The following is a 15,676-nucleotide window of genomic DNA, read 5'->3' as shown; positions in this document are numbered from 1 at the left end:
TTTTATGATTTGGTGTTGTTTGGGGTGGCGAGGTCTTTTTTTCTACGTTTCTATGCCTTTTCCCTTCTTTTCCTACCTACTTAAATTTTACACTGCCAAAATTTATGATCCAATCCTTGAGGAATATCGCATGATGCAAATAAACCAGCTAGAAAGCTCAAAGTGAGTTAGCTAATGAGGTGAGGAAGCTCTACCATTCCCATAAAAGTAAGCATACTGAAAAAGCTCTCCGGTTTACCCCCAAAGGCAGAACGAAGGGATGTAATGAGGGGCTTTGACCCCGAGAGACATGATAGGATAGTCGAAAGTATCCATAAAGCATTTGTGGACAACTTAATTCCTCAGTTGTGCTAGGCAGTCTTGTTTCGCCTCAATAATCTTTCTTCTAGAAATAACATTGAAACAACCCAATTTCAGCGAAAAATAAGGATTTTATGAAATTTGTTTAGTTAACTCAAAAAAGTAAGATAGGGGGTAGAATGTTGTGATAAAAAAAAGGATTTTTTTATTAACTATAGTGTTTCTTTTGATTTTGACGAATACAGTTTTTGCATATGATTATGAGGTTCAAAAGTTACATCGCCACACAGCTTGGCATGCAGATTGGGGGTTAAAACCGCATGTTTTTTATACTGAATACGTAGCAGACGTTTATTATGGTGAAAGTTTGAAGTGGCTGCCATATCACCGAGTATCAGCTTGGAGACCGTCACCATATGTATTTCCAGATGAGGTTGGTAATGGTATGGCAATATTTATGGAAGTAAATGCAGAGGTGGATGGTGAGGAAATCGATAGTCTTTCACCAGAATATTTTGATCAATATACTGCTATTATTAGTCCCGATACAATTTGGTATTATGGTTTAGAATCTGACATGAATATGGGTTGGGTGGACAAGTCTGATAGTGCAACTGCAACTCATGTAACGCTCTTTCTTCTTGAAGATTGGATTCCTGGGTCAGGGACCTACTATGTTTCATTTGAATATTAATAAATATTAAGTTGAAACTAAAATGAGGTGATTTTTTATGAAAAAGAAAAAATCTCTAATTCTAGTTGTAATATTGTTGATAGTATTAGCAGCTTTCAGTATTACTTATGATAGTACCACTAATACTATGGCTAAAGAAGATGAATTAGCAGCATTACTTAAAAAAGTTGGGAGTTATGAGAAAGAAAATAAAGAGTTGAGAATGCTACAAGGTAAAGAGGTAATAGCATTAGTCAATGGTGATATTCCAATTTATAAAAATGAGGTAGAATATAGAAAAGGTTTAAAAGAAATAGCCTATGGAAACAGAGAGAATGAATTTTTAAATTCCTTTACTGAAATTGTTCGGAAAAAAATATTATTAGATTTTGCCGAGAAAAATAACATATATGTAAGCGACGAGGAAATCTTTGATTTTATAAAAAGAGAAAAAGAAGATGAAGACCTAAATAAGTATGTGAAGATATTCTGTGAAAATGCTGGAATGACTCTAGAAGAATACTGGAATGAGTATGAGTATGAAAAAGTTAAGCTTTTATTAACATTGAAAAAGCTCGAAGACTTTATAATAGAGCAAGGAATACAAAAAGGTGAAATACCTAAAATGTCCGATAAGTATGATGAGAACATTTACCAAAAACATATAAAATACGTAAAAGACTTCAAAAATAATTTAATGGAAAGAGCCAACATACAAATCAACCAAAATTACAAAGAAAAATTAAACGGCTTTAATAATGAAAAATTGTTTAAATAAAATATGAAAATTAAAGAATTTTACTGATTACCCCCCTAAAAGACTCTGGTGGTCTGAATAAGGGGGCTTTTTCATGATTAAAATTGCAAAATGTCACCGCTGATAAATATTCCAGAGCCAAAAAAAGAAATTGACCAGAGCTGCTCTCCAACACCGGCATCCAGGTATCGGAGCTCTGCGCGCTGAAGCTTTTCGACGTGCAGGTTTCCGAACGTAAAGGGAAGCTCATAGTACAGTTCGAAAAGGAGTAGAAGTATAGAGAGCTTCAGCTGAACAACGATACTTAGAAGGCGGCCCTTTGCTTTTTATGCGGGCAACAATTTAGCCCTGGAATTTTCCCGGGGCTATATCTTTTTCACGAAAGTTAAAGGAAAAAGTTGGCATGTATCGAATAATCATTCGGAAGAGGGATCAAAAAGCTGTTTTTTGCAAGAGGAAATTCCCCATTTTTGCAAAGATTTTTCCCCGGTTAATTGTAAAATTAAATGCGACAGTAAAAAAAAGTTGAACCATAGCGTGAAACCCGATATGATGTTGGTTGGCAAAAAACTAACACATATGGAGGGTTTCAGCTATGGTTCTTACTAAAGAGTATACCACATCACCACGCACTTTTAAACACCTTACACCCTATGAAAGAGGTAAAATTTGTGCCCTGCTTAAAGAAGGTTTCTCGCCAACTCAAATCGCTAAAAAACTCGGACGTCATCGCAGTACTATTTACCGCGAAATCAAGCGTGGTACAACGACTCAACTCCGCACAGATCTAACTACATACAGTGCTTACTTCCCGGAAACCGGTCAGGCGGTGTATGAAAAGAACCGCTCTGCCTGCGGCAGGAAAAGCAAAGTTCTCCAAGTCGATTCCTTTCTCCGATATGCCGAACAAAAGATACTAAAGGATAAATGGTCACCTGATGCTGTGGTAGGAACTGCTCGCCGGGAAAAAATCTTTGACCCTTCATCCATGGTTTGCACCAAAACCCTCTACAATTACATCGACCGCTGCTTGCTTAAAGTTCGCAATATCCCTTTTCATAAAAACCAGACGTAAACCAAAGAAGAACGCTTCTCGAAATCACAAGCGTCTTTACGGCAAGAGTATTAGCGAACGGCCTGACAGCATCGAAAAGCGTGAGGAATTCGGCCACTGGGAAATCGATACTGTCCTTGGGAAACGCTCTAGCGACCATGTTCTGCTGACCCCTAACGGAAAGAAAAACTTGCTATCACCTGCTTTTCCCATTGGCAAACAAAACTGATGAGGCAGTGGATGAAGCGTTAAAACGCCTAAAAACTCAGTATGGCTCTATCTTTTCCCGAGTGTTTAAAAGCATTACTGCGGATAACGGTAGCGAGTTTGCTAATTTGAATGTCCACGGAATTGATATTTATTATACTCATCCCTACTCTGCCTGGGAACGGGCCACCAATGAGCGGCACAATGGCCTAATCAGGCGGTTAATTCCTAAGGGAACAGCTATCAAGGAATTATCGTGTTTATTGCATAATTAAAATGGACAGAGTTGCAAAATAAAATCCCCACTTTTGCAACTCAAAAATCCCCAAATTTGCAAAGGTCATTGCAGGCACCCCTAAAAACCTTTACCCTTGTAGTTAGGGACAACTTAACTGCAAGGGAGGAATGGAGGATGCTCACAATGACCCAAATTGATGATATAAGAAAAGCATTCTTTATGAAAGGGCAAAATATCAGCGAGATAGCCCGGGAGTTCCAAAAAGACCGAAAAACAATACGCAAGTATATCTATCAAGAAGACTGGAACACCAGGGTTAAAGTTGAAGAAGTTAAACATACCTTCCCAAAACTCGACCCTTTCAAGGCGGATATAGATCAGTGGCTTGAAGAAGATAAAAAAGCTCGCAAAAAGCAGAGGCATACCGCGAAAAGGATTTACGACAGGCTCTGTGAAAAATATCAAGATAAGTTTAACTGTTCTTACCGCACCGTAGCAGGCTACGTAGCCATGAGAAAAAAAGAATTGTACCAGGACAACTCCTGCCGTTTCCCGCTGGAACATATCCCGGGTGAAGCGCAGGTGGATTTCTGTGAGGCAGACTTTTACGAAAACGGGACGCTATATCGCGGCTTTTATCTGAACCTGTCGTTTCCCTTTAGTAACGTAGGATATACCCAGCTTTTCAAGGGAGAAAACCAGGAATGCCTGTTTCAGGGACTGAAGGACATATTTGAACATATTGGTGGAGTACCCCGTAAGCTATGGTTTGATAACGCCAGCACTATTGTGAAATTCTTGAAGAATGGTGAGCGCAAACTAACCGACGCCTTCCTAAGGTTCAAGCAGCACTATGGTTTTGAAGCCGAACTTTTTAATGAAGACCGTAAGGCTCTGCTTGATCTGCCTACCGTTCCTTACGAGGTAGCCGGTTACATAACAGTCAAAACCAACGCCTACGCCAAATTCAGCTTGAACGGTGGAAAGCACCTCTACTCTACCGCCCCCAAATACGCCAACAGCCGGGTGCTGGTAAAGATAACAGCCCATGAGGTCATACCGCTGGATGAAAGCCACCGGGAAATCGTACGCCACCAGCGGCTTTACGAGGACAACAAGCAAGAAAGCATGGATTGGCTACCCTACCTCACTCAGCTTTCCCGCTGTCCTGGAGCCCTTAAGTATTCGGGAATATACAGCATGCTGCCGGACCCACTCCGGGAATACCTCGACGGCTTAAGCAAAAGCGAGCGCGGCAAAGCGCTCAAGGCTATTGCTTTGCTTTGTGCCAAAAGCAGTTTTGAACAGGCCGTGAATGCCGTAGCCGAAGCTCTCCTTTACGGAGTGCAGGATTTAGACAGCGGACTATGACAAAGCCTTTCTGAAAGGCGGTGCCAATTTATGCTGAAGGACGAAATCGCCGCCTGCTGTAAAGCATTAAAACTCAGCCGCAATCTAGTGGAAAACTGCGACAAGATCGAGGCTCAAAGCCATGAAGAATACCTGCTGAAGCTGCTAAGATTAGAACTGGAGCATAGAGACGCAAGCCGAAAGGACAGGCTTTTGAAAAATGCAGGTTCTTACACGATAAAGACCTTTGCCGGCTACATATTCGATGAAATCAAACTCCCGCAGGGGCTTACACCGCAGGACCTAAAAGATTGCAAATTTCTCGAAGAAAAGAAAAACCTGATCCTTTACGGCAACGTGGGGACCGGCAAAACCCATCTTGCCACAGCTATCGGTGTGGAGGCCTGTAAAAAGGGATTCAACGTAAAATTTTTCCGCACTGCAGCACTGGTAAACCGGCTGGTAGAAGCCCGGAAGGGAGGTGAACTTTCCGGGTTACTAAAACAGCTTTCCAAACCAGATCTTCTGATCTGCGACGAATGGGGCTATGTTCCTTTGGACCGCGAAGGGGCGCAGCTACTGTTTCAGGTGATTTCAGACTGCTATGAACGTCGCAGTGTAGTAATTACCACTAACCTGGAATTCAGCCGCTGGGCGAGCATTTTCTACGATGAGCAGATGACAGCAGCAATGATTGACCGGCTGATACATCACAGTTACCTGTTGATCTTTGATGGTCAAAGCTACTGGATGAGGCAATCACTCATGAGGCAATTAAGTTAACATAAAAATTCCCCACCGGTGTCTGGGGAAAAATCTTTGCAAAAACGGGGAATTTCATCTTGCAAAAAACATTCGTACCCATACCACGGCAGGGGTGACAATTAACGAAAACGCCGATGACGATGTGAAAACAGATATAATAAACTCCATGAACCTGCTGGTCCCGCAAAAAGGCGACTACAGGCACGTGGAAGGAAATTCCGATGCCCACATAAAGGCATCACTCGTGGGAAGCTCGGTGTTGCTGGCCATCGAAGACGGAAGGCTCGTTTTGGGCACCTGGCAGGGCGTGCTTTTCTGCGAATTCGACGGACCAAGGAAGAGGAAGGTATTTGTAAAGTGCCTGAATTCCAAAACTATGCAGCAGTCTGACTCTGGAGATGTTGCGAAAAAAATATGGGCTTGATAAAATCAAAAAATAATATCAAATTCTATCTACTTTCATTGCACGCATTGCATTGACTATTGCAATAAGTGCAACGCCTACATCGGCAAATACCGCTTCCCACATGGTTGCGATACCACCAGCACCTAACGCCAGTACGATAATCTTTACACCCAATGAAAATATAATGTTCTGCCATACAATACGGCGTGTCCTTTTGGCAATCTTTATAGCAGTTACAAGCTTTGAAGGTTCGTCGGTCATTAGTACGACGTCGGCAGCTTCAATTGCTGCGTCAGAGCCTAAACCGCCCATTGCTACGCCGACATCCGCACGGGCTAACACGGGGGCGTCGTTGATGCCATCCCCAACGAATACAAGCTTTCCTTTAGGCGACTTTTGCTTTTCCAGCATTTCAAGCTTTTCGACCTTTTGGTCTGGGAGAAGTTCGGCATAGACTTCATCAAGCCCTAACTGCTTGCCAATTTTTTCTGCTACTGCTTTACTGTCACCCGTAAGCATGACAAGCCTTCTTACTCCGATACTTTTTAAGCCTTTCACGGCATTGGCAGAATCCTCTTTTACTTCATCGGAAATTACTATAAATCCAGCATATACTCCGTCTATCGCTACGTGTACGGTTGTTCCTACAGCGTCGGTATTAACATAGGCGATATTTTCCCTTGCCATAAGCTTTGCATTTCCTACAAGGACTGTCTTTCCTTTTACCTTAGCCTTTATTCCGTGACCTGAAATTTCTTCATAATTTTCAATCTCATTTTTATCTACTTCCTTACCATAGGCCTTCAAAATCGAAAGGGCGATAGGGTGGTTTGAAAAGCTTTCGGCAAAAGCGGCGTATTCCAATAGTTCGTCCTTTGAAACATTGCCTTGCGGGTTTATCTGTGTTACCTTAAACACACCCTTTGTCAAAGTACCAGTTTTATCAAATACAACCGTGTCAACATCATTTAACGCTTCAAGATAATTACTGCCCTTCACAAGCACACCATTTTTCGATGCTCCACCGATACCCCCAAAGAAACCCAGCGGGATTGAAACGACCAACGCACAAGGGCAGGAGATTACCAAAAATACCAATGCCCTGTAAAGCCAATCTGTAAAGGTAGCACCTGGGACAATAAGAGGGGGGACGATAGCGATAAGTGCTGCTGCCATCGTCACAACAGGAGTATAGCGCCTTGCAAATTTAGTAATGAAGTTTTCGGTCGGGGCTTTCCTGCTGCTTGCATTCTGTACCAAATCAAGTATTTTTGATACGGTAGACTCACCAAACTCTTTGGAAACTTCAATCGTCAAAAGACCGTTTATATTGATAAAGCCTGCTAAAACGTCATTTCCGACTTCGACCTCTCTTGGTACAGACTCGCCAGTTAATGCGGAGGTATCTACCATTGACCTTCCATCAATGATCTTACCGTCCAGAGGTATTTTTTCACCAGGCTTAACTACTATAATATCGCCAACTTTAACATCTTTGGGCGATACTTTCTTAATTTCATCGCCCACTTTTAGGTTAGCAAAATCGGGACGAATATCCAAAAGTGCTGCAATAGACTTTCTGGAACGATTTACAGCTATATTCTGTAAGAACATACCGACTTGGAAGAACAGCATAACAGCTACACCTTCGGGGAATTCCTGAATGATAAATGCACCTATCGTAGCAATGGTCAGTAAGAAATTTTCGTCGAACACCTGTCCTTTTGTAATGTTTTTAACGGCTCTTAGCACTACTTCGCCGCCTGATAGGATATAGCTGATTAGAAAGAGCGAAAATTCAACCCAGTAAGGAAATTCAATCAGAAGGGCAGCGGCAAAAAATGCTGCCGATATTCCCAATCGCACGGCCCACTTCTTGTTATTTGCTTCAATGTTTGAAGCTGCGTTACTTCTATCATCCTCACAGGCGCACTTTATGTCATGTTCCTCTTCGTCTACAACCTCAACCTCTGGCTCAATTTCTTTGACAAGCCTTTTTATATGGCTTATAATCCTGTCTAACTCATGCTTGTTTTCAACTTCCAATCGCAGTTTTTTAGATATAAAATCCAGGCTTGCCGACTTTACCCCTGCAATTTTCCTCGTTTCAGCTTCAATCTTTCCTGCACAGTTTACACAGTCTAACCCCATTAGTATAAGCGTTTTTTCGGTTGAGCGTGTAATATTCTTTTCCTTAACGATGACGTCTGGCTCAATATCTTTCACTATTTTGTTCACCAAAGAAAAAATATCGTTGGCGTCAATTGTATTATCCACTTCAATGGATAATACTTTCGTAGCAAAGTTTAGGCTTGCTTGCTTCACACCCTTTAGTTCATTCACCTTCGCTTCAATTTTCATAGCACAGTTTGCACATTCCAATCCTTCAAGGATTAGCTCCATTGTTGTCTCTTTACTCATTTTATACCCCCCTCCAATGCTTTTCGTTTATGTGGATTAACCCCTGGTCGAATATGTTCTTTATATGTTCATCGTCCAGCGAGTAATACACGATTTTACCCTCTTTTCTATATTTCACCAGCCTTGCCTGCTTTAATACCCGTAACTGATGGGATATTGCAGATTGAGTCATATTCAGGAGGACTGCTAAATCACAAACACACATTTCTGCTTCATCTAAAGCCCAAAGTATCTTGACCCTGGTGGTATCACCAAAAACCTTAAAAAGCTCTGCAAGGTCGTAAAGGTTTTCTTCCGACGGCATTTTTTCCCTTACGGCATTTACAACATCCTCATGGATAACGTTGCAGTCACATCTATCCAATTCGTCTCTTTCTTTCATTTTTTCACCCCTTTCGTATATTAAATAAACAATTGAATAACTATTTATATATTACATTTTTATTATATGCTGCAAATTTAATGATGTCAATATAAATATAAATAATTGTTCAAGTGTTAATATAGATGTATAATAGTGGACTACAAGCCTACCGTAACGGCTACTATTTAAAAAAAATTTAGTTACCCGAGACGACACCATTACATTGAGAGTTCCCAAGCTCCGTAGAACGTAAGCCTTACGTTATCGAATTTTCAAAATCTCCAATTTCTGAGCTTTGCAACAACCTGGACCCTATTGCTATTCTCTAACCGTGAATCAGCTAGCCGCACCGTCTGAGGCCACTGCTGTCAAGGGCGGGAAAGCCCGGTGATAGTGTATCATTGACACCTAAAGGACCGGAGGAGGTAAAATAGGCCAATAGGTGGTGATAAAAACACACAAAAAAATTGGACTTAGCTCTATTAATTTAGTGCGCTCAAAAAAAAACCTTCGAACTAGTATTTTATGGGCACATTTAATCTGTTATAAACGGGTTTAAAATTTTAATCCCTTCGCATACATGACCGTGATTTAAATCTCCTTGATAAGGTTTTTAGCCCGCTCGTGCTTCAGGCCGGCCGAAATGTCGTGGGCATTACTAGGACATTTGTATCGACAAACTGCCATTTTCGATTATCTTTCATGAAGCTCATCCCTCTGCCATTTGATCTGGCCACGGCTACCCATATCAAAACCTTTTTCGAGCAGCGCGGTGTGCATTAACTTTGCTTCGGCGTAAGGATCTTCTTTTTTTCTTTCCAAGAAGCCCACCTCCTCGATTTCAGTATATCACGTATTTACGTGAAAAAAACAATCTGTGATAAAATTTCCCTTACCTAAAAAAGGAATTTACAGATTTGTGCCGAAATTAAAAAACCAATCTTTAACATAAGGGGGTATTAAATGAGGATTGAAAGAAACATAATGAAATTCACCATGTACAGTGTTTTTACGAAGGCGTTATTTATGGATGCTATTATTACACTTTATTTGTTCGCACACGGTTTGAACGTTACCCAAATAATGTTCTTGGAGACCTTTTCAGCTCTAACCATAACTTTCTTCGAGGTTCCGGGTGGCGCTGTAGCGGATAAGTTTGGCAGAAAATACAGTTTATTTTTTGGAGCATTTTTGCAAGCAATTGCAGTCATATTTCTTATAATCGGTCAAAATTATCTATTCTTTGTTGCCGGGATAGTGATATTTTCGATTGGAGCTACTTTTATATCGGGTGCGGATAATGCTTATTTGTATGACTTTTTAAATGAAAATAATATGAGAGATAAGTTTCAACAAATTGACGGCAGCATAAGGTCCTGGATTCTTTATTCTATGGCGATTATTTATCTGACAGCCGGTTTTATATATACGAAAAGCATCTATTATCCTTTATATCTAACCTTTATATTCCTAATATTCGCATCATTGTTGGCGCTTAGCCTGACAAATATAAATATAGATACGAAAAAGCCAGAAGGGAAATTGTCCTATTCTCAAATTATCAAAGAGAGCGGAAAATTTATATTTAAAAACACCGACATATTATTCCTATTCCTCTTTTCTAGTGTGGTTCTATCCTTTATATATCTAGCCAGAGGCATCGAACAAACATATTTATATTTCAATAAAGTGCCGCCGCAGTACTTCGGAGTGCTGGTATGTATCTTCAATTTGATTACAGGATTCTTTTCCAGAAAAAGCAGGCGGGTGACTGATTTATTTAAAAATGAAGGCCAGCTTTATATATCTATAGCATTATTCCTGTTTCTAATATTGATGAGTCAAATTAAATCTTTGTATTTCGGCTTGCCTTTGCTTTTAGCATTCCATGCAATTAGAGGTATATCCTCCCCTTATATCTTCAGACGCTTGAATGAGTACATTATTTCTGAAATACGTGCCACAATACTCTCTTTTCACAATTTGTTGATGGGCCTTTTTATCGCTGCTTTCGCCCCTCTGCTGGGTTTTTTGACGGATAGATGGGGTATATATTTTACATATCTAGTAATGTCGCTGAGTTTCTTATGCCTGATTGCCGTTATTTCTCTTTTAAAGGCGAAGAAATTAAAAGAAACGGATATTAAAATTTAATATTGACAGAAAATTACCTTGCGATAAAATAATGTAAAATTTCATTTCAGGTTGGTCATTTTCCGTAATCTTCCCACATGCTCTTACGCATAAGGATAGGTGAGGACACTTGTGTATCGATGTCAATCACGTTTCAAAACAGTATACCCTCTGGAAGATAAAGGGATGGACGCGTCGAGAGCGGCAGGTGATAGAGGCGGTAAAAGACGTCTCATTCCGAGTGGAGCCCGGGCGGGCTCTCGCGCTGATCGGGCCGAATGGGGCGGGTAAATCCACGTTGATAAAGCTGCTTTGCGGAATTTTAAGCCCCACCCGAGGCAGCATAAGGGTTCTCGGCATGGACCCTTTTAAAGACCGAAGCAAATTAGCGTACCATATTTCCTCCGTATTCGGGCAGAGGTCCCAATTATGGTACCACCTGCCTCCCATCGATACCTTTCTTTTGCTGGGAAGGATATACGACATAGACCGGGTAGAGCTGAAAAAGCGAATGAAGGAGCTGGTCGAGCTTTTCGATCTTAGCTCCTTCCTCTACCAACCGGTGCGCAAGCTTTCCCTGGGGCAGCGCATGCGCTGCGAGATTGCCGCAGCTCTCATCCATAATCCCAAGATACTGTTTCTGGACGAACCGACTATCGGCCTGGACGTGGTGGCTAGGTCCATGGTGATAGATATTTTAAAGGACCTTAACCAGCGTAAAAACGTGACCATAATTCTAACATCCCACGACACCGGCGACATCGAGCGCCTATGCGAGGATGTCATAGTTCTAAACGAGGGCAGAATCGTGCTGGAGTCGAATATCAGGGAGATGAGGAAGAACTTTTTCCACACCAAGATCATCGAAATCGAATTTGCCGGACAACACGCCGATCTGGACCTGCCGCCGGGGGTCAGTGTGATCGAACGAAGCGGGCCGGTGGTCAAACTGGAGGTCAATTTAAAGGTACAGGACGCAAACGAAGTGGTGAGCCGGATAGTTGCGCAAAATTCGGTCCGGGACATAACCATTCAGGATCCACCCCTGGAATCGATAATCCAGCATATCTACCTTTCGGGTGATCCGGCGGGGCGGGAGGCGGAGCAGAATGCTCAAATCGATGGATAAATACTTAGCTGCCGCCGCTTTGAGCGCAAAGAATTATCTGGGTTATGCTTCCGAGGTGATCTTCAGGTCGGGGTTTCTGGTGGTTATCCTGTTCGTTTTCGTCAATTTATGGACGGTCACCTACAGCCGCTCCGGCGCTGAAATTATCGCCGGATTTGACCTCAGACAAATGCTTTGGTACCTTGTTTTCACCGAGTCCATCGTTATTTCGCGCCCCAGGGTGCATCTAAAAGTGGAAGAGGATATAAGAACAGGGGCCGTCAGCTACGCCCTCGCCCGGCCTTACAATTATCTTTTGTTTCAGTTGAGCGTTAGCTTCGGGGAGCGGATGGTGCGGTTTATATCAACCCTTACGGTGGGTTATGCCGTGATGACGGTTATGGTAAGACCTTACTTTCCCGACTTGTCCATACTACCTTTTCTTACGGTAACAGTAGCCCTCGCGATGATGGCAGATCTTATTGGAATGATTACCATCGGGTTCCTAGCTTTCTGGGTGGAGGATGTATCGCCCTTTTTCCTGGTGTATTCCAGGCTGCAGATGCTGCTTGGGGGAATGATAGTACCCATTACTTTGTTTCCGCCTTTTCTCCGTAAACTGTCGGAGTGGCTTCCGTTCCGGTTTATGGTATATGCTCCTGCAAAATTATTTGTAAATTGTGACATTAGTCAAGCTTTGAGCCTTATGGCGGGACAAATTTTTATATGCGTTTTGCTGTTCCTTATCGGGATGTCGATATACCGGATGGGGGTGAAACGCCTGGATGTCAACGGTGGGTAAATACTTGGGGCTGTTCCTGGGCTACTTATACATTAACGCGAAAGGGCTTCTGGAATACAAGGTGAGCAGCCTTATAGCCCTTTTTGGCTCCCTCTTAAACAGTGCCATCTGGCTGGTCTTCTGGTGGGTGTTTTTCAAGAGGTTCCCCAATATTTCCGAATGGCAGTTCGTCCATTTATTCACCATTTGGGCCGTTCTGAACGTTGCTCTGACGTTGGTCAGCGTTTTCTATAATGTTTACAAGATCCCTGCAATTATCAATGAGGGCAAGCTGGAGTACTACCTTGTAAGACCTAAAAATGCACTCTTTCACCTCCTGGTCGCCAGAATGCAGCTTATAGATTTGCTGGAAGCCGCCATATGGTTTATCAGCTTTATAATACTGAAACCTGAATTGCCGGCGATTTTATTATTCTTGCTGATGTCGGTGATCTCGGCTGCAATCATCCACGGCTTTCTCCTCATCCTGGGTTCTCTTGGCTTTTTCCTCAAGTCCGCCGATGGTATCGGCACGGAATTATACAACGCCCTTATCACCTTCAGCACGTACCCGAACTGGATATTCAGAGGAGCGGCCAAATGGATAATATTTACTGTAATCCCGGCGGGTTTCATCTCTTACGTTCCCGTTCAGGTGATATATAACCGGGCTTACTTATGGATACTGGGGAGTCTGGGATTCGGGATACTCCTGAACGTCATCGGTTGCGTCGTCTTTTCACGGGGCCTTAAATACTTCGAAACCGGCAATACGTTCGTCCTGAGGGCGGATTGATATGGCGAGCTAATTGTTGTGTTAGCAGTAACCTTTGGTTTATATGGTCTTCAGGGATTGTTTGGAACCTTGAAAAACCTGTTCTTACTACTAATTTGGGCTTAATAATCAAAATTATGACAGAAGATTCTCCTTAGCTTTATAAGATAAAAAATCCCAAATTAGAGTTGTGTATTGCATTTTTTTGTATATTAGGATATCTTTTTATAATTGCTACTTACCTCAAGAGCTTAATAGAAAAAATGTTTTTTATTATGCTGCGAACTATATTAGATATAATATTACAAAATTTCATACCAACTGTATTTTCATTCTCAAAAAAGTAATTTAAATTCCCAGAAATTTGAATATAGATAAAAAATATGGTAAAATAATAGCAAAGAAAAATTTAACTTTCGGTAGATTTAGGAGAGGTGTCGGATAAGCTATGTAAGATAGATTGGCAATAAAAGAATTAGAATTTTAAAAAATCATGGAAGATCTTGGTAAGCTAAAGTGAAAGTGTATAAAAAGTTGTAGAAATATAATATTCAATGATGATAGTAAAGTTTTTTGTAACGCTTTTACATACCAGAAAGCAATAAACCTGATAAAGGGATCCAATGATCTATAAACGAATATTTTTTTAATGCTAAAACAATTAAAAAATAGATCTGATTCAGAATTACAAAAAATGGGGTTTCCCTTTAGGTCATTGACAAAATTAGAAACTTTGATTATGCTGCGGAGTTATACAGACGTAACAAACTTGATGATGCAACTTTAAAAAGTTTAGATACATGGTGAGCAGTCTTAATCCAAAGCATATAACTGCGGCACACGAATATGTTCGATCTTTGTAAGTGCCTGCAAACTACTCCAGCACTTTGAGAACGTTCAACCCTGGGGGGTTTAATAAAGGGGCAAAATGTAACATTGAACAACAAGAAGCCTACTTTATAAAGTGGCTTGAAAAATCTCTAAAATACGCTGCTCTGCGCCTCTCCATCAAACACAGAAAAAGCCGACAAAAAGAATTATTAATTCTGAATTCACCGGTTAATGATGATAGTGAAGAGGATGTAATCGACCGTATAGAAGATAAAAATATAGATGTAGCAGATACAGTCTGCAGCAATCTTTTTATTGAAGAGCTTTTATTGCCTCTCACCGAAAAACAGCGAGTGGTGATAAAATATGAGGTATTACAAGGGTTACGGAAACCGAAATTGCCAGGAAACTAGGAATATCCCGCCAGGCTGTCAGTAAATTAAAACCCAGAGCGCTCGAAAAAATGAAGAGAGCTTTAGATGAGGGGGATTATTATGACTGTTTATGAGAAGAACATGATGATAAGCCTGGTAAAAAAACTCAAGAAGGGGACCAGGAAGCAGAAGAAAAACTGATATTACAGATATATCCGCTGGTGGCTAAATACAGTAAGTCAATGGGGTATGATTTAGATGAGGCAAGTCGGGATTTAATTGAGTGGTTGATAAAGATTATAAAACAATATCAATCTATTAGAAAACAGTGAATTCGGGAACAAATAATTTTTGAAAATGTTATATTTTGGGGTTGCGTTTTTGATTTTCAAATGTCCTTTTATATGTATAGGAGTAAATTTTATAGAAAAGGAAAGTGATGCCAATGATGTAATTTCATTTAAATATGTTCTTCAGATAATGCTGTAGTTGTAAAGTTAAGGTCTAAATTAAGTATATTAAAACTAGAAATATTACATACATGAATAACAATTTAAAATTGAACTTACCATTAATTCTTCAAGTGTTATATTGTGTCTCATTTTAAACAAACTGTTTTTGTATATTCTAAGTAATACAAAAGTTTTAATAGGATCTGGTGATAAATACCAAGAATATTATACCAATAACTTTTAGCTCAATCGAAACTACATAAATCCTTCTAAAAATAAAGAAATTTTTCAAAGGGAGTGACGATTTTTAATGTCTTTTATATATTAAATTAACGGAGAGAGGGTGGTTCCGTTGGATGAGCCATTTGAAAAAAATAGCTTACCTTTATAAGACTTGATGCTTTACAAGAAAGTTGGGAGGGTTAACTATGTGGAAAAAAATCATGTCAATTTTATTAGTTTTAATATTAGTTTTATCAACTAGCGGATTTGCCAAAGAGAATAAAGTTAAGTCCATATAATTGTGTAAAAAGGGATTGAGCCACCCCCATCCCTCTGGTTAGAATTAAATTGCCAACACAAAAACCTAGCTGGAGGGATGAGAAATGGCTCAATATAATATTACCATCGATTCTGAAATTTTGCACCACCTTTTTCTAAATGGAGCTAAAGATGAAGGGATGGCCA

12 protein-coding genes and 3 pseudogenes are annotated in these 15,676 nt (G+C 40.6%); 12 read left to right on the top strand and 3 right to left on the bottom strand.

Annotated features, from left to right (window positions below):
• The first annotated feature begins 484 nt into the window (after window positions 1–484).
• The 6 genes and pseudogenes from AN618_RS10830 to AN618_RS10805 form a co-directional block, all read left to right on the top strand.
• On the top strand, window positions 485–994 hold the full coding sequence (locus tag AN618_RS10830) for a hypothetical protein (protein WP_066354960.1): 510 nt from the start codon (window positions 485–487) through the stop codon (window positions 992–994).
• A gap of 37 nt (window positions 995–1,031) precedes the next feature.
• Complete coding sequence (locus AN618_RS10825; protein ID WP_066354958.1) at window positions 1,032–1,751, top strand: SurA N-terminal domain-containing protein; 720 nt, start codon at window positions 1,032–1,034, stop codon at window positions 1,749–1,751.
• A 574-nt stretch (window positions 1,752–2,325) separates the two neighbouring features.
• Window positions 2,326–3,248 (top strand): annotated as a pseudogene (locus tag AN618_RS13795) (IS30 family transposase); the annotation flags it as partial.
• A gap of 164 nt (window positions 3,249–3,412) precedes the next feature.
• Window positions 3,413–4,591: pseudogene (gene istA / locus AN618_RS10815) on the top strand (IS21 family transposase); the annotation flags it as partial.
• A gap of 39 nt (window positions 4,592–4,630) precedes the next feature.
• Window positions 4,631–5,362 carry an IS21-like element helper ATPase IstB gene (istB, locus tag AN618_RS10810; protein ID WP_066354951.1) on the top strand — a complete coding sequence of 244 codons (732 nt, stop codon included), beginning with the start codon at window positions 4,631–4,633 and terminating at the stop codon, window positions 5,360–5,362.
• Between the two features lie 79 nt (window positions 5,363–5,441).
• Window positions 5,442–5,768 (top strand): annotated as a pseudogene (locus tag AN618_RS10805) (secondary thiamine-phosphate synthase enzyme YjbQ); the annotation flags it as partial.
• A gap of 18 nt (window positions 5,769–5,786) precedes the next feature.
• Here the strand turns inward: AN618_RS10805 and AN618_RS10800 are convergent.
• The 3 genes from AN618_RS10800 to AN618_RS13915 form a co-directional block, all read right to left on the bottom strand.
• On the bottom strand, window positions 5,787–8,171 hold the full coding sequence (locus tag AN618_RS10800) for a heavy metal translocating P-type ATPase (RefSeq protein WP_066354948.1): 2,385 nt from the start codon (window positions 8,169–8,171) through the stop codon (window positions 5,787–5,789).
• Window position 8,172: 1 nt separating this feature from the next.
• Complete coding sequence (locus tag AN618_RS10795; RefSeq protein ID WP_066354947.1) at window positions 8,173–8,553, bottom strand: ArsR/SmtB family transcription factor; 381 nt, start codon at window positions 8,551–8,553, stop codon at window positions 8,173–8,175.
• A 675-nt stretch (window positions 8,554–9,228) separates the two neighbouring features.
• Entirely contained in the window at window positions 9,229–9,357 is a 129-nt protein-coding gene (locus AN618_RS13915) for a hypothetical protein (protein WP_281176840.1), read from the bottom strand.
• 141 nt (window positions 9,358–9,498) lie between these two features.
• Here AN618_RS13915 and AN618_RS12825 point away from each other — a divergent pair, with 141 nt between their 5' ends.
• The 6 genes from AN618_RS12825 to AN618_RS14185 all read left to right on the top strand — a co-directional run bounded on the left by AN618_RS12825 (window position 9,499) and on the right by AN618_RS14185 (window position 14,671).
• On the top strand, window positions 9,499–10,689 hold the full coding sequence (locus tag AN618_RS12825; RefSeq protein ID WP_083515182.1) for an MFS transporter: 1,191 nt from the start codon (window positions 9,499–9,501) through the stop codon (window positions 10,687–10,689).
• A gap of 109 nt (window positions 10,690–10,798) precedes the next feature.
• Window positions 10,799–11,797: an ABC transporter ATP-binding protein gene (locus tag AN618_RS10780; protein WP_066354944.1), complete on the top strand. Its 999-nt coding sequence runs from the start codon at window positions 10,799–10,801 to the stop codon at window positions 11,795–11,797.
• The gene (locus tag AN618_RS10775; protein ID WP_066354937.1) at window positions 11,778–12,578 is read left to right on the top strand and encodes an ABC transporter permease; all 801 of its coding nucleotides are present in this window, start codon (window positions 11,778–11,780) and stop codon (window positions 12,576–12,578) included. Before AN618_RS10780 ends, AN618_RS10775 begins: the two co-directional genes overlap by 20 nt.
• On the top strand, window positions 12,562–13,353 hold the full coding sequence (locus AN618_RS10770) for an ABC transporter permease (RefSeq protein WP_066354932.1): 792 nt from the start codon (window positions 12,562–12,564) through the stop codon (window positions 13,351–13,353). The genes AN618_RS10775 and AN618_RS10770 overlap by 17 nt, the downstream gene beginning before the upstream one ends.
• 866 nt (window positions 13,354–14,219) lie before the next feature.
• The gene (locus tag AN618_RS10765; protein WP_066354926.1) at window positions 14,220–14,576 is read left to right on the top strand and encodes a sigma-70 RNA polymerase sigma factor region 4 domain-containing protein; all 357 of its coding nucleotides are present in this window, start codon (window positions 14,220–14,222) and stop codon (window positions 14,574–14,576) included.
• Entirely contained in the window at window positions 14,537–14,671 is a 135-nt protein-coding gene (locus AN618_RS14185) for a sigma factor-like helix-turn-helix DNA-binding protein (protein WP_157081722.1), read from the top strand. The genes AN618_RS10765 and AN618_RS14185 overlap by 40 nt, the downstream gene beginning before the upstream one ends.
• Window positions 14,672–15,676: the final 1,005 nt, after the last annotated feature.

The sequence above is a fragment of the Fervidicola ferrireducens genome (assembly GCF_001562425.1).
Lineage (GTDB): Bacteria > Bacillota > Thermosediminibacteria > Thermosediminibacterales > Thermosediminibacteraceae > Fervidicola > Fervidicola ferrireducens.
The sequence above is the reverse complement of the archived record's forward strand: the minus strand, read 5'-3'. Positions and strand labels throughout refer to the sequence as shown.